This is a genomic window from Paenibacillus sp. J22FR83 (genome assembly GCF_059691955.1).
This window is the reverse complement of record NZ_JCAUAM010000023.1, coordinates 15,762-39,350: the sequence shown is the minus strand read 5'-3', so window position 1 is coordinate 39,350 and position 23,589 is coordinate 15,762. Positions and strand designations below refer to the sequence as shown.

Sequence of the window (23,589 nt, the reverse complement as noted above, 5' to 3'; positions counted from 1 at the left end):
ACGTCTCCTGCACAATCATTTGGTGGGCAACCTCCAAGTTAGTTGTAAGGTGTAACCCACTAGTAGGCAGTCAACCTGGGTGGGTTACTTTCGTTTCTCGATATAAGTCAGAAGCGCCAGTATGAACGTACCGAACGCAAGCATAACGATTATCGTTTGGAAAGTTTCCATGGCATCAACCTCCTTTCCAGAGGGAGCCGCACACAAGTTGAGATTGTACCAACTAAATATATCATATGAAGTCTACCAACTGGTAGACTTTTTCTTTTTTGTTCTAATATGGAAAATCATCATGATCATGGTGGCAAGCCTCCCCCCAATAATCATCTCCCCGCCCGATAATCATCATCTCACATCCCGCGCCAGACGCGGGTTATATGAGCAAATGATTGTTTCGGTACCCCTTGCGAACCGTGTAATGTGTGAGTTGTAGCACACCACATTTTCACGGAGGTCAAACCGATATGAAGAGAAATATAGTTACGATTCCACTAAGCGTACTGCTCGTTTCCAGCTTTGCTCTAGCCGCATGCGGAGATAAAGAAACGCCTGCATCAACAACTGCAGCATCGTCATCAGTGGCAGCAACGACAACAGCAGCACCGAAGCCGACAGACAATACACCTACAGCGATTACGATCATGGCACCACTCAATACAGCGCAAACCCCTCCTGATACCATTATTAAAGAACTTGAGAAGCTGACGAACACGAAGCTGACGTATCAATTCTTCCCGGCAGACACTTATGAAGAGAAATTGAATACGACGTTTGCAACGGGCGCACTGCCACAAGCAACGTACTTGAAAAACCAAGCGACATTCATTCAAATGAAATCAGCGATTCGTGACGGACAGTTCTGGGAGATCGGGCCTCTGTTGAAAGACTTCCCGAACTTGAGCAAGTTGAAGTCTACAACGAATGACAATACGAAAGTCGATGGCAAGTTGTACTCCTTGTACCGCGGCGTAGACATTGCTCGTCAAGGTCTCATCTACCGTAAAGACTGGGCAGACAAGTTGGGTCTGAAACCTCCTGCTAATCTAGATGAATTGTTCGCCATGGCGAAAGCGTTTACAGAGAACGACCCAGACGGAAATGGTAAAAAAGATACCATCGGACTTACCGATCGTAACGATTTGATCTATGGTGCATTCAAAACAGTTGCTGCTTGGCAGGGAACACCGAATAACTGGGGCACGAAGGATGGCAAGCTAGCTCCGGAATTCATGTTCCCACAATATGTAGCAACGATGGATTATTTCAAAAAAATGCGTGACGGCGGCTACATCAACAAAGATTTCGCTGCAACAAGTAAAACAGATCAACAAAAACTGTTCACAAGCGGAACAGCAGGTATGTATATCGGTGCGATGACAGACGTTTCCACGTTGAACAAAGACTTGGTTAAGAATGTACCGACAGCCGTAGTCGATGTACACAGCATGGTAGCTGGACCTGACGGCAAATTCGCCGCATGGGCACTGCCTGGTTATGCCAACGTTGTGCTATTCCCAAAATCTGCGAACAAAACAGAAGCAGACCTTCGTAAGGTACTCGCATACTTCGACAAAATGATGACACCAGAAGTAGCTAACATGGCGAACTGGGGCATTAAAGATGTGAACTACAGCGTAACCGATAACAAAGCTAAGAAGCTGGATGAAGAGAAATGGACACGCGAAGTGAAACCGTTCACAGATGCAGCAATTGGTGATGAAGATACGTCTGGCAGATTCTTGGGTATCCCTACGATCCCAGCACAAGGTAAAGCAGACGAATTGAAAATCGCGAACCTGAAGTTCGCCGTGCAAGATCCAGTTGCTGCGCTAGATTCCAAAACGAATCTTGAAAAAGGTGTTCAATTGCAAGCGGTTATCGTAGATGCAACGAACAAATACATTTACGGAACGCTGGATAAAGCTGGCTTTGATAAAGCGGTTGAAGATTGGAAAAGTCGTGGCGGCAGCAAAATCATCGAAGAATACAACGCACTTAAGAAGTAATTCAGCAACACTGTGTCTGACTAGTCAAGGCGAGAGGGCTGCTTGCATCGCGGCAGTCTTCTCCTTTTAAGGAAAGGAAGAAGTCCTATGCAAGAAGTGAATGTTGCGCAACGTGTTGTCGCAAAGAAGTCGAGCAGTGAACTGAGCAGGCGTCTTTGGAAAAATAAATGGATCTATGTCATGTTGTTGCCGGGTATTCTTTACTTTATCGTGTTCAAATATATCCCCATGTATGGATTAATCATTTCCTTCCAGAACTACAAGCCCTTCAAAGGGATTAGCGGGAGTGAATGGGTCGGTTTCGAGCATTTCCAACGCTTGTTTACAGAGCCTGATTTCTTGAATATTTTGAGCAATACATTAATCTTGTTCGTTATGAATCTTCTGTTTTATTTCCCGATTCCTATCATCTTGGCGCTTATGCTGAATGAAGTTCGAGGAGATCTCTTCAAGAAAGTGTTTCAAACGATTGTGTACCTGCCGCACTTTATGTCTTGGGTCATTATCGTCTCCATCTCCTTCGTTATGCTGACTATGGATGGCGGCGTTATCAATGAGTTAATTACGTATTTCGGCTTTGAAAAGGTGAATTTCTTACTGGCTCCAGAATGGTTCAGACCGATTTATATTTTGCAGGTCATTTGGCGTGAAGCAGGTTGGGGGACGATTATTTATTTGGCGGCGATTGCCTCCATTGACCCTGGGTTGTATGAAGCTGCTCGTATAGATGGCGCAGGACGTCTGAGACAAGTGTGGCACATTACGCTGCCGGCGATCCGAAGTGTCATTATTGTTCTATTAATTTTGAAAATTGGTGCGGTTCTCGAGCTCGGTTTTGAACATGTGTATTTGCTCCTTAACTCCATGAACCGAGAAGTTGCTGAGATCATTGATACTTATGTATATACAGCTGGTTTGAAACAAGGGCAATTCAGTTACAGCGCAGCGATTGGTTTGTTCAAATCTTTTATTGGACTTGTTCTGGTGATGATTGTGAACCGAATTGCGAAGAAAATGGGCGAAGAAGGCGTTTACTAGGCATGTGTTGAGCGTAAGCAGCTAGGAGGTTGAATGTTGTGGTAGAAGATAGAACAATGGCCGGCAGAATGTTCGGTATTATCAACTATGTGTTATTAACCATCATCGGATTGGTTACGATTATTCCGTTCGTGCACGTGGTGGCAGGTTCCTTCACGACGAGCGCGGAAATGGCGGCGAAGAAGTTCGTCCTCATTCCGACGGATTGGAGCATCGAAGCTTATCGATTTATATTCTCGACGAATACGATATTTAAAGCAATGGCTGTTTCGATTGGTACGACGGCTATCGGCACCGTAATCAGTATGTTCATCACCGCGTTGATGGCTTACGGCTTGGCACGCAGGGATGTGGATGGGCGCAAAGTGATTATGTTCCTCGTTGTATTCACGATGTTGTTCCACGGCGGGTTGATCCCGACGTTCCTCGTCGTCAAGGAGCTTGGCATGATCGACACCTATGCGGCGTTGATTCTGCCTACAGCGATAAGTGCGTTTAACTTGATTATTCTGAAAAATTTCTTCCAGAACATCCCGGAAGGGCTGGAGGAGTCGGCGAAAATTGATGGATGCAGCGACTTCGGTATCTTGTTCCGTATTGTATTGCCGCTGTCGATGCCAGCCATTGCAACAATCTCGTTGTTCTACGCGGTAACCTATTGGAACACGTATATGAGCGCGATTCTCTATATCAATGAAAGCGCTAAGTGGCCGATTCAGGTTTTGCTTCGTCAAATCGTTGTTCTGGCCAGCGGCATGGACGTGAGTTCCGATTTGGATAGCGTAGCACCGCCACCAGCGCAGTCGATCAAAATGGCCGTTATCGTTGTAGCAACGCTGCCGATTCTATTGGTGTATCCGTTCTTGCAGAAGCATTTTGCTAAGGGTGCGATGATTGGTTCGATTAAGGGATAGGTAAACCTATTGGCAACCTGGCAACCCGGAAAATCGAAAATCGGCACTTCCCGCCCCGCAATCGCGGGTTAGATGGAAAACATACAGCTATTTTTCACGAAATAGCCTGATCTCAACAACTAGATGGAAAAACTCCAGCTAATTCGGCCAATTCAACCGTTACTCGCTAAAAGGAGAAGAACTAACTGTAGGAAATACAGTTAGTTCTTCAAACACGCCTAAAGTGAGAAAATTAGCTGGAGTTTTTCCATTTATCTATGCTTAATCCAATTAAAGGAGACATGTGACTTGAGGAAAAAGAATCGATGGACCGCTTTAATAATGGCTGTATGCTTAGTGGCAGTGATGCTGCCGAGGGCAGCTCTAGCGGCAGAACCGCCAGCGGGGCTGATTAATATTCCGAGCACGAGTGCATGGAAGGGAAGCGTCTTCGGCGATATCGGCGGCAGTCCGTCGACAGCCAACTTTGGCGTTACGGAGAATGCGGATAAATCAGTCACATTAACGAGCGCGAAAGGTCCGAATACGGTTGCTGGCAGCGCTAAGGGGAAAATCTCGAGTAGTAGTGAAGGTTTGGCTTACTATTATCAGCAAGTGAATGCCAATGATAATTATGAGCTATCCGCGACTGTCAGAGTGGATACGTTTACACTCCCGGGTGATAGCGCAGGGAACAAAAAGCAGTCCTCGTTCGGTATTATGCTGAGAAGCAATGTGCTTGAGAACGTAAGCCAAGGATCACCGAATGCCTTCACGGGCGAATATATTGCCGTAGGTGCCCTTGATCAGAAAATGCAGGGGTTCTACAAAAGTGGCAGTCCTACCCTAACACAAGTAAAAACAGGATATGAATTTAGCCAAGCAGCTGTCCCTGATGCAGGGGTTAGCTACGCGCTGAGTATCAAGAAAACAGGGAATGTTTTCAGCGTCAAAGTCGGTGATCAGACTCATGTGATCGATAAAATAACAGGAAATATGGCTTATGTAGGTTTATATGTTGCTAGATATACGGCGGTTACCTTCACTGAGGTAACCTTCACTAAGGACACGAGAGCCCCTCTTAGTCTGAAGGTGGATGCTACCTCGATGAAAAAAGATTATTACGTCAGCGACAGCCTTGATTTAACAGGATTAAGGGTTACAGCTGTCTATGACGGGAACGTTGAGAAAGAGTTATCAACTAGCGATTATATTGTCACTGGATTTAATAATACGCAAGCAGGACCCAGTTCCATTACGGTGAATTTTAACGGGAAAACGGCATCCATTCCGTTAACCTTCCAGCCTTTGGTCGTAACCGGGATCGACATTCAATATCCTCCTGCGAAGACGGATTATTATCCTGGAGAAGTCTTCGACCCGCAAGGTCTAACCGTTTTAGGACAATATAATTACGGTAGTAGTTGGGTCGAATTGGCAAGCAACCAATATGCCTTCTCTATTATTCCGGAAGCGGATGTGACCGTAACGAATGCGACGTATACATTCAAGCCAACGGCAACAGCAGGGGTCAAAAGAGTAACTGTGAGTTCCACTGTTACTTCGTCTACCTATACGAAGCTTGATGTTACGGTAAGAGATGCACATATGACAAGCTTAGAAGTCAGAGAGCTGCCGCTTAAAACGAACTATTTTGTCGGGGATAAATTCGTCCAAGACGGCATAGCTGTATACGCGAAGTACGATGATCATACGGAAGTTAAGCTTTTGAAAAGCGAATATGCTATCGCACTTGCAGACATGAGTTCAGCAGGTACGAAGACATTACAGGTTTCTACAGGTAAAGGAACTGCGACAGCTTCATTTCCAATTACGGTTATGCCACAAGAAATTGTGGGCAGCCGGGTCACGAAATATCCGAGAACGACCTATGCGATAGATGAAGATTTTGATCAAACAGGTATGGTTGTATCGGTGGTGTACAGCAGTAAGTTAGAAGAACTGGCAGATACCCAGTATACGGTCGATACGAACGCTTTTGATAAAACGAAGCCAGGTGTATATGATATCGCAATCATTCCGAGTAACGCTGCAATCCCGCAGACGCTTCTGAAAGTGGCGGTAGTTGCGAATAAAACATACGAGTGGAAATCGATTCGTTTTGGACAATCCACGTCAAATGCGAACAATAAAGTAACAGTTAACGATGATGGGTCGGTCAAGCTTGAAGCGTTGGAGGGTGGCGGTAAAGTTACCGGCGACCATGATGGTATCACGTTCTACTATACGGAGTTAGATGCAAGGAAGGATAACTTTGAGTTATCGGCAGATATCAGAGTTGAAGCTTATGCCAAGGAGCCGCAGGACGGCCAAGAATCGTTCGGAATTATGGCTCGTGATCCATCGGTACGCAAGGAGATTCCACGGTATTTGCCTCCAACATTGCGGCGATCGGTGGTTACAGCGGGGGAACAACTTTACCGAATGGTACACAATTGTTCGTTAGAACAGGTGTTACCACACCAGATGGCGCGGGCAGTAAAGGGATTCAAAGCAGTATGCTCAGCTCGGTCAGACCTGCTGCAAGCAATACGGCAACCAATTATAAGCTCACGCTAAGCAAAACGAACAACGGATTCACGGGTCGATTAAATAACGGGACTAGTGTCGACATGTATGTGCCGGATATCATGACCGTTCAAGATGGCGATAACATGTATGTCGGCTTCTACACCGCTAGACTAGCAACAATTGTAGTAAGCAATATGGAACTGAAAGTTACTTCTGCGGATACGGATACGCCGATGCAAGTGCCTGCTCCACAGCCAGTGGTACCTGATGTTAACTTTGTAGGTCTAACACGAACTTCTGTAACCGCGTATACGTTAGGACTGATGTCCAATGTGAACGGTAAAGTTACGATTAAACAAGGAACCAATGTCATTGAACAAGATGCCGTTATGGAAGCGGGGCAGCTTGTCTCGTTGAATAGTACGGTTACGGCTAATACGTATACGAACTTTACAGCAACATTCGTGCCTGATGATACGCAGTATTTGACTACGTATCATAAAATCGTCAAAAATCATACGGTTGATATGAAAACTTACGTAGATAACGGTGACATCTATGTATCGTCAACAGCGACTAGTAACGGGAATGGCACCGCGGATAGCCCGCTTGATTTGGATACCGCGATCGATTATGTACGGGCTGGTCAAAAGATTATCCTGCAGGATGGTCGATATGTACGCACCGCCAAATTAGATATCAAGAAGGGCAACGACGGCAGGGCCGATGCGATGAAGTATATCATGGCAGCCCCAGGCGCTAAGCCGATTATCGATTTTGACAAACGATCAGAAGGTGTTGTGCTAAGCGGCAATTACTGGCATGTGCAAGGTATTGACTTCACTCGTTCGGCAGCGAATACCAAAGGCTTTACGGTTGGCGGCAGCAACAACATCGTAGAAAGCAGCAGATTTTATGACAATGGAGATACAGGTCTTCAAATCAGCCGGACAGACGTAACGGAAACCAATAAATCGTTGTGGCCTTCCAACAACCTCATTCTGAATTGTGAATCATTTGATAATGTGGATCCCTCGAATAACAACGCGGATGGGTTTGCTGCCAAATTAACATCGGGCACAGGGAACATTTTCCGAGGTGATATTGCCCATAACAATATTGATGATGGCTGGGATTTATACACGAAGGCAGGTACGGGGGCTATTGGCGCGGTTCTCATTGAGGACAGCATCGCGTATAACAATGGTACTTTAACGAATAATCGTGTAGGTGATGGCGATAAAAATGGCTTCAAACTTGGAGGGGAAGGCATTCGTGTCAACCATATCATCCGGAATAGCTTGGCATTTGGCAACGGCGCCTATGGATTTACGAATAATAGCAATCCAGGTGTCATAGCGGAAAATAATATTGCTTTTAACAATGCGAGAGGAAACTTATACTTCCAACCGTATGCGGATAAACCTTCTTACTTCAGCTTAAACGGATTTGTGTCCTATCAAAAGGATTATGTATCCAAAGACAGTTACCCAGCAGAATTGAAATCTGATACTAACTTTCTGTTTAATGGTACTGTCTCCGCCAATAAATCAGGTCTAGCGCTTTCGAATGCTAACTTTGTAAGCTTGACGCCTGCATTGCCATATCAAAGAGATGGGGCAGGGAACATAATTAGAGGGAGCTTCCTTCAATTTATTGCACATCAAGAAGCAATGAACAATGGGTCAGGAGGTTCGGCAGCACCTACCGCGTCTGTAACTAGCGACGATGATGGGGTGCACATATCAATCAATCCTGTGAATCGAACGTTGAACGGGAAAACCGTTGCTGTCGTTACAGTGGATGGCAGTACTTTGGGTAAAGCCTTTGATGCACTCCAATCGAATGCGATCAACAAACCCAAGATTACGGTTGATGTAAAGGGCAGTGATGGGGCTGCTACAGTTCAGATCGATGCTAACGCCTTATCGGCAGGTCTGAAAATCGCGCCAGATGCGCTGTTATCGATGAAAAACAATGCGTTTACTTACGATCTTCCTGTTAAATCATTGGATCTTGCAGAGATAGCGGAAGAGCTTGGTACCGATGTAAGTCAACTAACATTGCATATCTCTATCGAAAAAGTTACAGGTCCTTCAGCGGAGCTGATAAACACGAAAGCCAAAGAGGCTGGACTTACGCTGCTTTTCGATGCCGTTGATTTCACGATTACCGCGCAAGCGAATGGGAAGACGGTAACGGTGACTGATTTTGGGAAAACGTATGTATCCAGAACGATTACCTTAGCTAAAACGGTAGATTCCGATCAACTTACTGCGGTAATGTTCGACCCGGAGACCGGGGAGATGTCTTTCGTACCTGCTGTTGTAACAACCGTCAATGGCAAGGCAGAAGTCACGATCAAACGTCAAGGCAACAGTATCTATGCCGTTGTTCAATCTTCCAAAACGTTCGAAGACGTTCAAGGACATTGGGCCAAGAATGAGATCGAATTGCTTGCTTCCAAATTGGTGATTCAGGGAACTTCGGATACTGCTTATGGACCTAGCAATCCCATCACTCGTGCTGAATTTGCAGCTCTTCTAGTCAGGTCGCTTGGTGTAAAAGAGGAGGGAGCAGCGCGTTTCACGGATATACCTGTGAATAGTTGGTTTGCGGGAGCTGTAGGTGCATCGGCTAAAGCTGGCTTGATCGAGGGCTTTGAAGATGGTTCGTTCAGACCGAATGAACGCATCACGAGAGAGCAGATGGCGGTCATGATTACGCGGGCTATGGCATTTGCCGGTAAATCAGCTGTAGCTGACCTCAAGCAATTAGACAAATTTACCGATAGCGAGGCCTTGAGCGCATGGTCGAAAGAGGCCGTAGCAGGGGCGGTACATGCTGGTATTGTCAATGGCGTCACCGAAACGGAATTCATCCCAGCGGCTCCAGCAACGAGAGCAGAAGCTGCAGTCATGCTGAAGAGATTCTTGCAAGGGGTTCAGTTTATCAATTAATTGTTGTGGAAGGGCGTCCGCTCAGGGCGTCCTTTTTCCTGCTTTCACACGGATTTCCATAATTAAGGGGGCTCGTACACCATGAAATATGCTAGAATAAGCTATATACATGGGAGTATAGACTAGAGAACATCAGGGGGAAACGTCTATGAAACGATTGCTAGCAGTTAGCGATATCCACGGCTGTGCGGATGAATTTAAGGAATTACTAGATAAAGCCAAGTTTAACCCGGAAGAAGATCAGCTTATTTTGCTAGGGGATTATGTAGATCGTGGACCGGCGAGTAGGGAGACAGTAGAGCAGGTGATGCGCCTAGTACGTGAGAAGGGTGCGATTGCACTCAAGGGGAATCATGATCAGCGTTTTTTGGAAGTAATGAACGGCACGGATGATCTGACGGAAATGAAGTTTTTTGAGCATGGAGGCATACAGACGTTTCAAAGCTTTAGCGGGGTTAGGGATTTTGATTTGAAAACAGCCAAAGAGCGCATTCGGGCGAATTGCAGCGAGCATCTAGCATTCTTGCGTGAGCTGCCGCTTTATTACGAGAATGACACCCATATTTTTGTCCATGCGGGGCTGAATCCTGCTTATGTGGATTGGAAAACACAGCCGGAGCGGGACTTTCTTTGGATTCGTGCACCATTTGTCCAGCAGAAAACCGTTGTGAAGAAGATTGTTGTGTTTGGACATACCACGACCAAAGATATTCATGGGAAAGCGGAAGTGTGGTTTGATTCGGACAAAATTGGAATCGATGGCGGTTGCGCCTACGGTTTGCAGTTAAATCTTCTTGAAATTAAGGGGAAGAATCAATACAAGACGTATTCCGTTGCTTCCAAAGGAAGTTGGAAGTAAGAGCAAGAAATATCAAGAAGCGTAGTTCCGGATCGCGTAAACTAAGGTTACGAAGTTGAAGGGAGCAGATGATGGATATCAGTTATGAGACGCGGATTCAGAAGACGCTGGATCATATTGAAAAGCATCTGTCGGGTCCATTGTCTGTTGAATGCTTAGCCGAGGTCGCTTGCTTCTCAGCCTTTCATTTTCATCGGGTTTTTCAAACGATGGTAGGCGACGCGGTGATGGAGTATGTGCGCAAGAGGAGATTAGCGAGAGCCGCTTATCAAATCGCCTATACAGAGCACAAATTGATTGATATTGCCTTCGACAATGGCTTTGGGTCCCCAGAAAACTTCTCACGGGCATTCAAAAAGGTGTTTGAACGTACGCCGCTGGACTACCGCAAGCAAGGCATACGACCGCCAAACTATCCCCAAGTGAATGTGCTGGATCGGAAATTTAACCCCTATTTAGGAGGAATACGTATGGACTACGCGTTGAAAACGAAACCTGGCTTTAAATTGATTGGATATGAATTGAAGACATCCTGCAAGGATGGGCAGAATCACCGAGATATCCCATTGTTCTGGCAGAAGTATATGCAAGAAGGGCTTGGGCAACATATACCGAATCGTGTTCACAAGGGATTGCCTGTTGAGCTTGGGATCTGTGCGGATTTCGATTTGGAAAGCGGGGATTTAACCTACATCATCGGGATGGAAGCCACAAGCTTCGAGGATGTTCCGGCGAATATGGTATGCCGCGAGTTTCCAGAGGCGAATTACGCCGTATTCACGACACCGAAGGTGAAGCAAGATCACTTCGTTGCCTCGATTCAGACGACTTGGCAGGCGATTTTCTCGGAATGGTTTCCTCATTCCGGGTACGAGCATGCGGGGAGCGCCGAGTTTGAATGGTATGATGAGCGCTGTCATGCGAACCTGCATGAGCTTGTGGAGATGGATATCTATATTCCGATCAAGCCTAAGTTGGCTGAGTAAAGAAACAGTGTGCAAGCTGTAACGTAAGAGGAATCATTTGTCACGGAAATGACATCTGAATTTCATCTCCTTTTAAGGTTCGGACCCTATAATGAAATTCGACCCCCTTTTAAATATATATATACCTTTAGACCTGCGGCCCGTTGCTGTGGGTCTCTTTTTTTGTGTGGGTCTTGACCACTCGTTGCAGAAACCTCCCTGGCACAATCCGACAGGGAGGTTTCTTTCAATATATGAAGGTTCGCTGAGCCCAATAACTTAGCATAAATAAGGAAGCTTCCGTTACAAGCTTAGCAGCAATAAGTGAAATGCCAAGGCTCTCATGAAAAAGGTGCAGCATTCCGTAATTTAACAAAACGATGATGAGTGCGAGCGAGAAGTACCGAGGGAGCGATTTGCGGATGGAGGATCCTTGTCCTTTTCCTTTGGCAAATACATACTTACGGTTCACCGAATAATTGAAAATGGAACTGCAGATTCGAGCTCCAATAACGGATATAAGTAGATTCGAGGTCAACCATTGCAATATAAGCAGTAGAATGAAATCCAAGATTGCTGCGAATCCCGAAGAGGTGGAGAATTTGAGAAAAGGAAAATAGACTCTGGCGGAATCGGCCAACGGGCGAAAGTGCGAAGATTTATTATCGTCTAAGTAGACGGTGTCGATCGGTACTTCAACTAACGGATATCCTACTCGCGGTGCCTCAAGAAGCATGTTCATTTCGTATTCGAAGCGATCACCAGGGACTTGGCATAACCAATCTAACATGTCGGAAGAATAGCCCCGAAGGCCGGTTTGCGTATCTTGAATGGGCCTGCCCGTTGCCAAAGTATAAATCATTCGCGTAGCTGAATTCCCGATACGGCTGCGCAAGGGGACCTTGCCAGTGAATTGTCTGCTGCCTAGCACAATATGATTCCGATGTTCACGAACAGCTTCCGATAATCTCAGAATGTCCCCCGGCAGATGTTGGCCATCGCTGTCCGCACAGACGACGCCATCGCTTTGGGCTTGCTGTCTTACATAGTCGAAGCCCGTTTTCAGGGCGCTTCCTTTGCCTTGGTTAAACCTGTGAGTCAACACGGTACAGCCCGCTTGCTCCACCTCGTCAAATATACTGCGGTAGTCTGCACCGCTGCCATCATCAACGACAAGAATGGCATCGTCGCCAGCTTCCTTTAATTTGTGTATAAGAGTAATCAATCGTTCGTCCGGCTCGTAGGAAGGGATAAGTATAGTCATTCTAGCAGTCCTCCTCGCTTAAGAATTTGGAATATAAATAATGTCGCTTACACCGCGTTCATTGCTTTTGCCCAGTGGATTGTTAACGACTCTGCCCATGAAATACATCGTGGACGAACCGCCGCCATCCAGATTATAAGCTTCTGTTGCGCCTAGCTCGTGAAATAGGTTTGCAAATTCAGTGAGCGTCATGCCCCGGCTATAATTGGTTGCTCGCCCATCGACCACGATAAACAGAAAGTGATTCGGTGAAATCATCCCAATGCCGGTTCGCGGATTGGCGTTTTGAATCGATCGGTTGCCGAAGTTTTTATCAATAGTCACGCTGCTGAAGTCTCCGGCCACTTCGCCATTCGTAACGAGAGTCGGGCCAAAGGAGAAAGTGTTCGTTGTTCCTTCGGCGAGCAAAGTGCTCGAGGAAATCTTTTCTTCGTTATAGCTTTTCAAGGTACCGTTGCTGAGCAGTGCTAAGCCGTCACGCACCGGTTCGTCGCGGTAAAGCGACCCGTTGCGAACGATGACACCGTCATTGCGAAAGCCGTAATAATCGCCATTGATCGCGAACACTGCGTTGTTGTTAGCTGCGATGGTTGACGTATTTTCGATGATGTTCGTACCGAAGGCATTTTTGGCGAAAGCGGTAAGCAGGTTGGTAGTCGTATTAAAAGTCACATCGGCCACGTAGTAGGTAATCATATCTGACCCTAAGCCAGTGGTTACCTTTTTGATATGAATGGTTTCGTTGTCATCTTCATAGTTCCAGTCATCCTTTTGCACCGTTGATTGTTTCGCGGGCTCAGCTGGGGTAGTAACACTCTGCGGGGTGACGACGACCTCGACGTGTTCGAACAAATAACGATTTGCGAGCCCATATAGAATGATGGCGATGACCAGCAAGGGAATAGTTATGCAAGCTATGATTTTGGTCTTTTTTCGTTTTCGATGGTGAGAAATAGTGATCACTCCTTGTTGTAGGTGTTTATGGTAGGACTATTGTGGTCATACATCTATCTTAGAGCTAGAACCTTTAATGAATCTTAATTGTTCACGGCACTATATAAAAAGCGTGCAAGCCTAGTGGCTTGCACGCTTTTTATAAACAATATTAGTGCCATTCCCGTTCTCGTCGACGCGAGTTCCTCGCAACGACGAACATGGCCATGAGCAGGAAGAGAAGCGGTAACACCGAAGTTCGCATTCCCTCGTAGGAGCGAATATGGGTCAGCATCGCGCTCGCCATAATCATCGCGATGACGCCTGCGGAGAGCAGTGCAATCCGCGGGTGCCAGAATCCGATGATGAGACCGACACCGGCAATGAGTTCGACGGCCCCGATGATGTACATGAAACCTACACTGTATCCGTAGGTCGATGTGAAGACTTCCATCTGCAGCTCATGGGTGGACAGCTTCAAAATCCCGAACATGACATACGCTGCTGCCAATAAGATTTGAATGATGCGAGTCATCCATGTCAATGATTGAGCACCTCTGTTTGCTGAAATTGGTTATGTTAGCATGTGCAACCTAACTAATTTCATACGGAACGCAAGGCATCGCGCCGTATTAGAAAGAAACGGACAGATAACTCAGCGATCCGACTTCGTAGCTGCGGTGGATGATCTCGACTGGCCGCTCAGGGTCGCCGCTGCCCATCGCGATATAGAGCGGGATGAAATGCTCAGGCCGCGGTACGGCCATTCTCGCATTTGGGGCTTCTGCGGCGTAGTTGAACAACGCCTTTAGGTTTTTGGCTTGCATATTGGCGGCAAGCCAATCGTCGAAGGCCACCGCCCAAGCATCCGGCTCGGTCGCATGCCAATTCAATGCGCGCAGGTTGTGCACGGTGGCGCCGCTGCCAATGATCAGGATATCTTCCTGATCCAATCCACGTAGGGCTTCGCCGATTCGGTACTGCTCGGCAGGCGGCAAATAGGGATTCACCGAAATTTGAATGACCGGAACTTCAGGTGTAGGGAACATGCGCAGCAGAGGGACCCATGAGCCATGGTCTAAGCCGCGGGTGCTATCGAGCTGAACAGGGATTCCCTTCGCTTGAAATCTCTCAGCAATCGACTGTGCCAGTGCAACGTCGCCTTTGGCGGGGTATTTTAATTGAAACAGCTCGTCGGGAAAGCCGCCGAAATCATAGATAGTTTCATACACATCATTGGTGGATGAAATGGTAAGCAATTCGGTTTCCCAATGCGCGGTGAAAATGACGATGGCTTTGGGTGCTAGCTTTGAACCGTAATCGAGTAGAAATTGCGTACATGCAGTATCCTGAAGCGCCATCATCGGTGAACCGTGTCCTACAAAAATAGGTGAAATCATGGCTAAACATCTCCTTATATATCATTAATGTACTTAAGTATATTTAATTACTTTATGTAACTAATGATACGCCTTTGTTTTTGCTCCGTCAAGTAAGCGAGTTACTTTTTGTAAGTTACATGTTGGTGGCGTGGGGGGAGTAGGAGTAGGTGGGGAAGGATTAGCAATTGAGTGAGCAGGAGGAAGTGAGCAAGATAAAGTGTGATTAAGTGAGATGAGTTGGGGTGAATGTGATGAGATGAGATGAGGTAGGATAAAGTGAATTGAAGTGTGATTAAGTGTGATTAAGTGAGATAGAGTGAGGAAAAGTGAGATAAAAGAGAGGTGAAAGTGAGGTAACGTGCGTGTAATGAAGTGGGTTAGCGTGTGTTGAAGTAAGTGTAGTGTGGCAACTCTATCGGCTATTTAACGTATGTTGCGGTGGATGGTGCGTATGCAGAGGTTGAATTCATAGCAAATAACTGGATTTTCTCCCGTTAATTTGCCACGAAAATGCCCTCCTCAACAAATAACTGGAATTCCTACAGCTAATCTCGCTGATTATTGGCCTAAACACTAAATTCCCCTGAATTAACTACATAAATTCCATCTATTTGGTAATTTCGTATGAATATCTCAGGAATAACTGGAGTTTTTCCATCTATTTCATTTGACACCTCGTCGCAGCCCGTCATGCCCTGTCTCAGCTCTATCGCGCCTCTGTCACGCCAGTCGAATCGCCCGGCTGTCCTCGCGCCGTTTAGTATTCGGCTCGTCGCATCGGCCTAATCGCCCCGTCCCTGCTCTATCGCGCCTCGTCACACTAGTTTAACCACCCAGTCGTCCTTCTCTCCCACTGTATCCGCCCCCATCGCTCCCATCACTGTATCTCCCAGCCAATCGCCCCCACGCTAAGTCACGCCCAGCCACTCCCGCAACACAAAAGAGCCTCCCCAATCGGGAGGCTCTTCATACGGTTCCTCTACTTCTCTGGATCGACCACTTTGAGTGGGTCGAAGATAAGTTCAGTTGTGTCATCATCCTGTTCAACGAAACGTTTGAGCACATTGAGTTTGTTTTCCCAGTAGCGCTCGTAGAAGGTGAGCCATCGTTTGAGCTCCAACAGCGGCTCGGCCTCTAGGCGGTACCGCGTCTCGCGGCCGACTTTGCGTTCTTTCACTAAGCCGGCCTCGGCAAGAATACGAAGATGCTTCGAAACCGCTGTACGGCTCATGGGGAAATGGCCTGAGATGACAGTGACAGGCATTTCCTGATCACCTAACAGTTGCAGCAGATGTCGTCGCGTGGGATCGGCTATGGCTTGGAAGACGTCATGCTTTTGCGCGGGACTGGCCATCTTAACCCTCGATGTAAGCAGAAAGCCTTTGGACGATGCCTGCCCAGCCTTGTGACATCGTGTCGCGAACCGTATCGTGCGGTTGACCGAATTCGGTCACTTTGTCGATATCCCAGCCGCCATGGGTGAGGGTGAACTGTGTTTGGTCATCTAACGCGGTTAATTCAAAAGATAAGAACCAATCCTTGCCCCAAGAGAAACGGAGTCGATTCGGGGGATCTAATTCTGTGACTTTACAAGGGGACTTGCCGAAGGGGCCAGCTTCCAAATGAAACTCATAGCCGATTTCTGGCTTGAAATTGTTCGGCATGAACCAAACCGCGATACCTTCCGAAGTGGCTACGGCATTCCATACTTTTTGAATAGGTGCATTAAAAACGAGCGTTTGTGTAATGTCAGTCAAGGATTGCTTGTGATTTTCCATGGTAAAAGGCCTCCAAATGTCGTATAGTTATTTACTTTTCACCTTACACTTATGACGAAAACGCAGCGCTGACCAGGTGTCATCTACCGCGACGTTGCTGACCGCTCGATAGTCTGTCGAATCACCGACTAATGTGAATAAACGGTCACGGTTAATATCTGTTGGGATTTTGGAGCTTTGCTCGGGTATGTAATCCAGAACAAGGCATCCTCGTTCAAAAGGGGAATCCTCAGACAACCTCCTTGTCAGCAGGGATTTTCACACGCATCCACTTAGAATTCCCGTAAAATCATTTTTCCACCGAACTCGCTAACGCGAAACCGTTTGGTTACGTAATTTATTATACGAAACCATTTGGTTTCGTGTCAAGGCAAACACCAGGGCGCAACTTTTGGGCCAAATGGAATATTTTAAGCCGAACTGCTCAGAATAAAAGAATGCTTAGAGTGGGAGGGATCGTACATGGCCATATGGGATCGTTTATTGTTTTCCTTCTCGCGGCAAGCAGATAGTGGGTCTAAACGTTTTGATGTACCCGTTCTAGCCGAGCCCACAGTTACGAATGATCCGTTATCACTAGCTCATATTATGAATCAATTTGAAGATTGTATCGATGTATTTCATCGCAATATACCTAGCGTTCAAGTGGATATCGTCTATATTCCTCATATGATTGATCACAATTTATTGTCTCGGGAAGTCATGGATCCAATATCGAATGCACAAACGGATGATTTAAGTCTCATTTTGGAGCAGACTCAGTTTGAAGTAGCGAATGATCCCAAAACAATTGTCATTGCCATATTATCGGGGCAAGCAGCTATCTTTCATCGCGAGAAGGTCTATCTATTCTTTGCCTATGGCCCTGAATCCAGGAGTGTGCAACAGTCTGAGACGGAGACTGTTATTACGGGCCCACATGATGCGTTTACAGAAACAGCGGGTACGAATCTCTCTTTGGTACGCAGACGGGTGAGAAGCTCACATTTGAAGGTGGTTAAGCTTGAAGTCGGCGAAGTTACCAAAACCGTCGTTTTTGTCCTTTATATCAAAGGCATTGTAAATATGGAGCTGGTTGATGAATTTGTTGGGCGTATTCGTGGGATTGAAATTGATGCGGTTTATGATGGCAACATGTTCTCTCAGTATATCGATGATTATCCGTATTCGTTATTCCCGCAATTCCTTATTACAGAGCGTCCGGATACGGCGGTTTCCAAATTGGTGGGAGGGAGGATTCTGGCAATCGTGGATGGTAGTCCGGCAGTGGTGAGTGCTCCGACGGCTTTCTTCGACTTCTTTTCTTCCGCGGATGATTACTATCAGAGATGGTCGATCGGGACTGCCACAAGGTTGCTTCGGTTTATCGCTTTCGTGATAACGATTACGTTTACAGCGGTTTATGTATCGGTGACGACGTATCATTATGAAATGATTCCTGAAGCGTTGATTCTAACGTTGAGGGAATCACGAAGCAAGGTGCCGTTTCCACCGGTAATTGAAGCGATGTTGATGGAAGTAACGATAGAGCTGCTACGGGAAGCTGGCGCACGTTTGCCAACCAAAATCGGTCAAACCATCGGTATCGTTGGCGGTATTGTTATCGGTCAAGCGGCCGTTCAAGCTGGGCTGACGAGTAACATTCTGATCATTGCAGTAGCTTCATCTGCGATCTCCTCTTTTGTCATTCCGAGTTATGTCATGAGTGCATCGATTCGCCTTATCCGTTTTGGTCTAATTTTGCTAGCCGGTGTATGGGGGAATTTCGGTCTGATGTTGGGGATTGCCTTCATTGTGATCCATTTATGTGGGTTGACAAGTTTAGGAACGTCCTATCTATCCCCTTTTGCGCCTACGAAATGGGCAGATTGGAAGGATGTTTTCATTCGTGGTCCTTTCTCTATACTGACGTCACGGCCAGATCAAGTGAAAACAGCCAATCCGAATAAGAATAAAATGAGAAAATAAGGATGATCCTGGCGTGAATGAGAAGCTGAACGGTTTCCAAATCTTCATTTTAATCCATATGATTCAAGTCGGTGTGGGTATTTTTTCTTTACCACGTGTTGCAGCTGAGTATTTTGGTTATAACGGTTGGCTTATGTTGGTTGTTATTGCGGCAATCGTTGCATTTAATATTTATTTGATTTGGATCGTATGGAAAATGGGAAAGGGAGCAAGTATTTTCGCTATTTTTGAAAGTTGCCTGCCGGGCTGGGTCGCTTATCCGATATATGTCATATTGGCGCTTACTTGGTCATTTACAGCTAGTTTAGTTGCAAAACTGTATGTTCTCATTTTTCAAGTGACTGCGTTTCCCACAGCCAATCCCATGATTTTCATGTTCTTTATTACACTGCTTGCGTATTTATTGAGTGTCAAAGGCATTTACGCGATTGCGAAGGCAAGTACCGTATTCTTCTTTTTAGTGATGTGGATGATGCCTTTGGAAGGTACGTTTTTTAATGATTTGGAACTTTCGCGTTATACGCACTATTTTTTTAAAGAGGGGAAAGAATACTGGCTGGGTGCCTTTAATCTATTTGGTTCTTTCTTAGGGTTTGAGCTGTGCCTGCTGTTATTTCCTTATGTTCAGCCCAAAACGCGATTTTTCACAAGTGTCCAACTAGCTAATGGTTTTAGTTTTCTAATTTATTTGGGTGTAACTTTGATTTGCTTCGGCTTCTATAGCTTACAGCAGTTGAAGTTAATTATGTTTCCAACCATTGATTTGCTCGCTTATATTAAATTTCCCTTTATCGAGAGAGCGGAGAATCTCCTCTTCAGCTTTCTGCTTCTTAGGGTTCTCATTACCATTGTGATGTATCATTGGTCAGCAAGTTTATGCTTACAGCAGGTATTTAAAAATAGAAAGATTGAACGAATCACACTTTATATGATGGGTAGTATGTATCTGATTTCATGGATTCCAAGTGTGTTGGATGAGGTTAGTAAATGGTTGTATATTGCAAGTTATTTCAATATTGCGTATACCTTTGTTCTGCCGCTCGGCTTAATTGGCATTCTTTCTATTCAAAGGTGGCGAAAACAGCTTGTTTAATAATCGGTTTCAATGGCTAATGGCTTGTGCGCTGTTGCTGATGATCACGGGCTGTGGGAGTGACCAGCGAGTTTTAGAGAAAATTGGATTAACCCATACGACAAGTTTCGATTTAGCACCTGGAGGTATGCTTAGAGTAACTAATAGCATTCCTCTAGCTGTAGGGGAAGGTTTGAAGCCAAGAGAAGTGTTGACGACCATTACGGATAGCAGTAAAGGAGCTAAGGTAGACCTTGCTAGGCAAAGTCAGTTGATTCTCGTCAGCGGCCAGATGCGGAATATCTTATTCGGTTCGTCGCTCGCACGTCGAGGATTTTGGGATGACATCGATACTCTTGTGAGAGATCCTTCCATTTCACCACGGGTTAAAGTAACTGTTGTGGATGGCAATGCGAATGACTTATTAGTTAAAACCTACAGCAATTACCTGCGAACGGCGCAGTATATTGACCGAATGATGGAATCGGAATCGAAATTCCAAAACATTCCGAAGATTAGTTTATATGATTTTACGAGAGATTATTATGATGATGGTATTGATCCTGTGGCTCCGATTATTAAGGATATTGGCGAACATGTGAAAATTGATGGGATTGCCTTGTTTCGAGATGATCGGTATCTGATGAAGGTAGCTGCGCAAGACGCGATTTTTTTCGCTATGCTGAGCAAAGATTTCAAGTTAGGTTCTTTGCCGATGACACTAAGTGAAGAAAATGAAACGAAAGAGATTGTATTATTTGATTCGCTAATTAGTAAAAGAAAAGTTCGTGTAGCACATGGGGGGCAGGGCTCGTTTACATTGAATTATCAGATCTCAGTAAGCGGATCTATTCTGGAGTACAGGGGAGATTTGAAGATCAGTAAGGAAGATGATCGGCATAAGCTTGAAAGTAAGATTGCTGAGAAAATTACCGAGCACATGGACGTGATGATAAAAGAAATGCAAAAACATAATGTGGATAGTCTTGGTATAGGTAACGCTGTGAAGAATTCGATTGCTTATAAGGAATGGAAAGCGATGAACTGGCGTGAGGTGTACCCCGAAGTTGAGATTCATTGTCAAGTGAAAGTGAAGATTAAGCATTACGGGAAGTTCCAGTGAGTGTGCGGATTTGTGTTAAATGGTCATGATAATTGAATTCGGAGGTTGAATTTGATAGGGTAAGTCTAACACAGAACAAGCAAGATAAAGGAGTCATGGGGAAAATGATACGATTTGCAGTTATTGGTACAAACTGGATCACAGAGGAATTCATTCATGCGGCGCTCGAAACAGGAGACTTCGAATTGACAGCCGTGTACTCCCGTACGGAGGAGAAGGCTGCGGAATTCGCCGGGAAATTTGATGTGGCCCATCAATTCACAGACTTAACAGCATTCGCGCAGAGTGATACATTCGATGCTGTCTATATTGCGAGTCCGAACTCGCTGCATGCGGAGTATGCGGTTCATTGTATGAAGCATGGCAAGCATGTGATTTGTGAAAAGCCTGCGGCTTCGAATAGTGCGGAGTTAGCTGCTATGATTGAAACGGCGCGCAGCCATCGGGTTGTTTTCATGGAAGCGTTGAAATCCACGCTGATGCCTAATTTTAAAGTCGTACAAGAGAATATACATAAGCTTGGACCCATTAGACGTTATTTTGCAAGCTATTGCCAATATTCATCCAGATATGACGCCTATAAGCAGGGGACTGTATTGAATGCGTTTAATCCGGTATTTTCAAATGGATCGATGATGGATCTAGGTGTGTATTGTATTTATCCTTTGGTCGTATTGTTCGGTGCGCCTGAACGGGTGCAAGCGAGTGCGGTCATGCTGGAATCAGGCGTAGATGGCGAGGGCAGCTTATTGCTAAGCTACCGAGAAATGGATGCTGTCATTCAGCATTCCAAAATAGCCAGCTCCTACCTGCCAGCTGAAATTCAAGGTGAGTTAGCGACGATGGTCATCGATAAGATTAACCAACCGGAGAAAGTCCAAATTCGCTACCGCGATGGTTCTGTAGAGGATTTGACGCGTGAGCAAAGTGCGAGAACGATGCGCTACGAGGCGGAGGAATTCAGCCGGCTGATTAAGACGGGTGAGCTGGAATCCCCGACGAACTCGCATGCGAATTCCAGCGCAGCGATGGCGATTATGGATGAAGCGCGGAGACAGATTGGGCTTGTGTACCCGGCGGATCGGAAGTAAGGAAATGTACCTTACCTGACCTCTTCACACTTTTTTGCCGCTGCGGCAGTGTTTAACTGGAAAACCTACATCTATTTTCACCGTTTTCGAGTGAAAATCTGAAACAGATGGAAAATATGTAGTTAATATCGCATATTTGATCCATATCGTGTGGAGAAGCGAGAATTAACTGGCGTTTTTCCAGTTAAGGTTCAGAATAGCCGAATTAGTAAGGAAATAGCTGGAGGTTTTCCAGCTATTTTTTTGCGTTAGGGAGAGGCAGTGATTAGCTAGTTGGAGATAGGGGTGGCGCGTTGGCGTAGGCAGGAATGGAGCAATAGAGGTAATAAGGTAGCGAAAGAACCTGAGGAAATCCTCAGGTTCTTCGAATTGCTAGCTAGTTTAGCGGAGTTGACCGTGCGGCTCTGATGGGGACTGCGGCATTTTTGGCTTGAGCGGTACGTTTTTGGATGAGGTGGTAGATAACCCCAATCAGCAGCCACGTTACGCCCATCCATATCGCGTCCTTATCCAGCAATGACAGAAGATAACCGATGAATCCGGCGCCTAACAACGGAAGCGCAAGATACAAGATCGTTTGCTTCGGCGAGCGCCTACGTTCTTTCATATACTTTTGTGCGATGACAGATAGGTTGACGAAGAAGAAGGCGGAAAGGGCGCCGAAATTGACGAATTTCACGGCATTATCCAGAGAGATTACGAGCGCGAGCAACGAGACGACGCTAACGATCACAATGTTGATAACCGGTGTATTGAACTTCGGGTGAAGGAATGCGAACACTCGCTTCGGCAACACGTTATCTCGACCTAGCACGAACAGGAGACGTGAGACGCTGGTAACTGACGATAATCCTTGTGTGAAGATCGCAAGAATCAAAACAACGAGGAACACGGAACTCAGTGCGGCGCCGCCGACCATTTTGACAATTTCAAAGCCTGCAGAATCCATATGAACAAAAGTTAAATGCGGATACACGAGCTGTGTTAGAAATGAGGGAACTAAGTAAAGAACGCTAGCTGTTATGATGATGATCATGATAGCGCGCGGAATGGTTTTCTGCGAGTTGACCGTCTCTTCGGCCATCGTTGTCACCGTATCAAAACCTAAGAAAGAGAAACAGATAATCGAAGCGCCAGCGAGAATCGTAGAGAAGGGCACATCCGTTTGCAGGAAGGGCTGAAGCGGGTTAGTCTCACCAACACCGGATAAGTTGCGGAATAGAAAGAAACAGAACACGGCAATAAACACAATCTGAATCCAGACGAACAATTTACTGATATTTGCTGAGAATTTGATACCAATGATATTGATGAAACCGAGGACGATGTTAAGTCCAATGATCCACAGGTAAGCTGGAATGGACGGGAACTGAGCATGCAGGTAGATGCCGAAAGTTAGACACGCGATGATAGGGGAGAAGAAATAATCCAGAAGCAAGACCCAGCCGACGAGAAATCCGAGATAGGGATGGATGCTTTTTTTGGTGTAGGTATAGGCTGATCCTGAAGTTGGAAAAACCTTGGACATCACACCATAGCTGTACGCGGTGAAGAAAATAGCAATGAAAGCAAGTAAATATGCTTGCGTTAACATGCCATGTGCATTCTCATAAGCGATCCCATAGATGGAGAAGTAAATCATAGGTGTCATCCAAGCGAGTCCCATGTATACAACTTGATACAAGCTCAAGGACTTACGTAGTGTGATTTCATTGGTCATGGCGA

General features: G+C 45.9%; 19 protein-coding genes and 1 pseudogene. 11 read left to right on the top strand and 9 right to left on the bottom strand.

Features of this window, described 5'->3' with window-relative positions; all coding sequences use genetic code 11:
* Window positions 1–84: 84 nt before the first annotated feature.
* A complete protein-coding gene (locus AC58PV_RS30445; protein ID WP_081787580.1) occupies window positions 85–171 on the bottom strand; it encodes a putative holin-like toxin in 87 nt (28 codons plus the stop codon).
* 293 nt (window positions 172–464) lie between these two features.
* On the opposite strand from AC58PV_RS30445, the gene AC58PV_RS30440 reads away from it, so the two are divergent.
* From AC58PV_RS30440 to AC58PV_RS30410, 7 genes and pseudogenes are all read left to right on the top strand, one after another.
* On the top strand, window positions 465–2,006 hold the full coding sequence (locus tag AC58PV_RS30440) for an extracellular solute-binding protein (protein ID WP_497436620.1): 1,542 nt from the start codon (window positions 465–467) through the stop codon (window positions 2,004–2,006).
* 87 nt (window positions 2,007–2,093) lie between these two features.
* Window positions 2,094–3,044 carry an ABC transporter permease gene (locus tag AC58PV_RS30435; RefSeq protein ID WP_497436619.1) on the top strand — a complete coding sequence of 317 codons (951 nt, stop codon included), beginning with the start codon at window positions 2,094–2,096 and terminating at the stop codon, window positions 3,042–3,044.
* A gap of 38 nt (window positions 3,045–3,082) precedes the next feature.
* The gene (locus AC58PV_RS30430; RefSeq protein ID WP_497436617.1) at window positions 3,083–3,958 is read left to right on the top strand and encodes a carbohydrate ABC transporter permease; all 876 of its coding nucleotides are present in this window, start codon (window positions 3,083–3,085) and stop codon (window positions 3,956–3,958) included.
* Between the two features lie 321 nt (window positions 3,959–4,279).
* Window positions 4,280–6,286, top strand: a pseudogene (locus AC58PV_RS30425) (bacterial Ig-like domain-containing protein); the annotation flags it as partial.
* A 14-nt stretch (window positions 6,287–6,300) separates the two neighbouring features.
* Entirely contained in the window at window positions 6,301–9,429 is a 3,129-nt protein-coding gene (locus tag AC58PV_RS30420) for a right-handed parallel beta-helix repeat-containing protein (RefSeq protein ID WP_497436708.1), read from the top strand.
* Window positions 9,430–9,577: 148 nt separating this feature from the next.
* Complete coding sequence (locus AC58PV_RS30415) at window positions 9,578–10,288, top strand: metallophosphoesterase family protein (protein WP_497436616.1); 711 nt, start codon at window positions 9,578–9,580, stop codon at window positions 10,286–10,288.
* Window positions 10,289–10,359: 71 nt separating this feature from the next.
* Window positions 10,360–11,274 carry a GyrI-like domain-containing protein gene (locus AC58PV_RS30410; protein ID WP_497436706.1) on the top strand — a complete coding sequence of 305 codons (915 nt, stop codon included), beginning with the start codon at window positions 10,360–10,362 and terminating at the stop codon, window positions 11,272–11,274.
* Window positions 11,275–11,500: 226 nt separating this feature from the next.
* On the opposite strand, the gene AC58PV_RS30405 is transcribed toward AC58PV_RS30410, so the two are convergent.
* The 7 genes from AC58PV_RS30405 to AC58PV_RS30375 form a co-directional block, all read right to left on the bottom strand.
* On the bottom strand, window positions 11,501–12,517 hold the full coding sequence (locus tag AC58PV_RS30405) for a glycosyltransferase (RefSeq protein ID WP_497436615.1): 1,017 nt from the start codon (window positions 12,515–12,517) through the stop codon (window positions 11,501–11,503).
* 18 nt (window positions 12,518–12,535) lie between these two features.
* The gene (locus AC58PV_RS30400; RefSeq protein WP_497436614.1) at window positions 12,536–13,414 is read right to left on the bottom strand and encodes a phosphodiester glycosidase family protein; all 879 of its coding nucleotides are present in this window, start codon (window positions 13,412–13,414) and stop codon (window positions 12,536–12,538) included.
* Between the two features lie 208 nt (window positions 13,415–13,622).
* Window positions 13,623–13,985, bottom strand: coding sequence for a DoxX family protein (locus AC58PV_RS30395; protein ID WP_497436705.1), 363 nt, complete (start codon window positions 13,983–13,985; stop codon window positions 13,623–13,625).
* A gap of 97 nt (window positions 13,986–14,082) precedes the next feature.
* Window positions 14,083–14,850, bottom strand: coding sequence for a DODA-type extradiol aromatic ring-opening family dioxygenase (locus AC58PV_RS30390; RefSeq protein WP_497436613.1), 768 nt, complete (start codon window positions 14,848–14,850; stop codon window positions 14,083–14,085).
* 961 nt (window positions 14,851–15,811) lie between these two features.
* A complete protein-coding gene (locus AC58PV_RS30385) occupies window positions 15,812–16,186 on the bottom strand; it encodes an ArsR/SmtB family transcription factor (RefSeq protein WP_497436611.1) in 375 nt (124 codons plus the stop codon).
* Between the two features lies 1 nt (window position 16,187).
* Window positions 16,188–16,610 (bottom strand): SRPBCC family protein, encoded by a 423-nt coding sequence (locus AC58PV_RS30380; RefSeq protein ID WP_497436610.1) that lies wholly within the window; start codon window positions 16,608–16,610, stop codon window positions 16,188–16,190.
* A gap of 27 nt (window positions 16,611–16,637) precedes the next feature.
* On the bottom strand, window positions 16,638–16,847 hold the full coding sequence (locus AC58PV_RS30375; RefSeq protein WP_497436609.1) for a hypothetical protein: 210 nt from the start codon (window positions 16,845–16,847) through the stop codon (window positions 16,638–16,640).
* 225 nt (window positions 16,848–17,072) lie between these two features.
* On the opposite strand from AC58PV_RS30375, the gene AC58PV_RS30370 reads away from it, so the two are divergent.
* From AC58PV_RS30370 to AC58PV_RS30355, 4 genes are all read left to right on the top strand, one after another.
* The gene (locus AC58PV_RS30370) at window positions 17,073–18,578 is read left to right on the top strand and encodes a spore germination protein (RefSeq protein WP_497436608.1); all 1,506 of its coding nucleotides are present in this window, start codon (window positions 17,073–17,075) and stop codon (window positions 18,576–18,578) included.
* Window positions 18,579–18,591: 13 nt separating this feature from the next.
* Window positions 18,592–19,671 (top strand): GerAB/ArcD/ProY family transporter, encoded by a 1,080-nt coding sequence (locus AC58PV_RS30365; protein WP_497436607.1) that lies wholly within the window; start codon window positions 18,592–18,594, stop codon window positions 19,669–19,671.
* A complete protein-coding gene (locus AC58PV_RS30360; RefSeq protein WP_497436605.1) occupies window positions 19,664–20,773 on the top strand; it encodes a Ger(x)C family spore germination protein in 1,110 nt (369 codons plus the stop codon). Before AC58PV_RS30365 ends, AC58PV_RS30360 begins: the two co-directional genes overlap by 8 nt.
* 104 nt (window positions 20,774–20,877) lie before the next feature.
* Window positions 20,878–21,864, top strand: coding sequence for a Gfo/Idh/MocA family protein (locus tag AC58PV_RS30355; protein ID WP_497436604.1), 987 nt, complete (start codon window positions 20,878–20,880; stop codon window positions 21,862–21,864).
* Between the two features lie 376 nt (window positions 21,865–22,240).
* On the opposite strand, the gene AC58PV_RS30350 is transcribed toward AC58PV_RS30355, so the two are convergent.
* A complete protein-coding gene (locus AC58PV_RS30350) occupies window positions 22,241–23,584 on the bottom strand; it encodes an APC family permease (RefSeq protein ID WP_497436602.1) in 1,344 nt (447 codons plus the stop codon).
* Window positions 23,585–23,589: the final 5 nt, after the last annotated feature.

Coding starts and splice junctions, on each gene's coding strand:
- AC58PV_RS30395 (WP_497436705.1), bottom strand. CDS start 13,985: ATGACTCGCATCATTCAAATCTTATTGGCAGCAGCGTATGTCATGTTC.
- AC58PV_RS30435 (WP_497436619.1), top strand. CDS start 2,094: ATGCAAGAAGTGAATGTTGCGCAACGTGTTGTCGCAAAGAAGTCGAGC.
- AC58PV_RS30405 (WP_497436615.1), bottom strand. CDS start 12,517: ATGACTATACTTATCCCTTCCTACGAGCCGGACGAACGATTGATTACT.
- AC58PV_RS30440 (WP_497436620.1), top strand. CDS start 465: ATGAAGAGAAATATAGTTACGATTCCACTAAGCGTACTGCTCGTTTCC.
- AC58PV_RS30380 (WP_497436610.1), bottom strand. CDS start 16,610: ATGGAAAATCACAAGCAATCCTTGACTGACATTACACAAACGCTCGTT.
- AC58PV_RS30350 (WP_497436602.1), bottom strand. CDS start 23,584: ATGACCAATGAAATCACACTACGTAAGTCCTTGAGCTTGTATCAAGTT.
- AC58PV_RS30370 (WP_497436608.1), top strand. CDS start 17,073: ATGGCCATATGGGATCGTTTATTGTTTTCCTTCTCGCGGCAAGCAGAT.
- AC58PV_RS30390 (WP_497436613.1), bottom strand. CDS start 14,850: ATGATTTCACCTATTTTTGTAGGACACGGTTCACCGATGATGGCGCTT.
- AC58PV_RS30410 (WP_497436706.1), top strand. CDS start 10,360: ATGGATATCAGTTATGAGACGCGGATTCAGAAGACGCTGGATCATATT.
- AC58PV_RS30415 (WP_497436616.1), top strand. CDS start 9,578: ATGAAACGATTGCTAGCAGTTAGCGATATCCACGGCTGTGCGGATGAA.
- AC58PV_RS30355 (WP_497436604.1), top strand. CDS start 20,878: ATGATACGATTTGCAGTTATTGGTACAAACTGGATCACAGAGGAATTC.
- AC58PV_RS30445 (WP_081787580.1), bottom strand. CDS start 171: ATGGAAACTTTCCAAACGATAATCGTTATGCTTGCGTTCGGTACGTTC.
- AC58PV_RS30385 (WP_497436611.1), bottom strand. CDS start 16,186: ATGGCCAGTCCCGCGCAAAAGCATGACGTCTTCCAAGCCATAGCCGAT.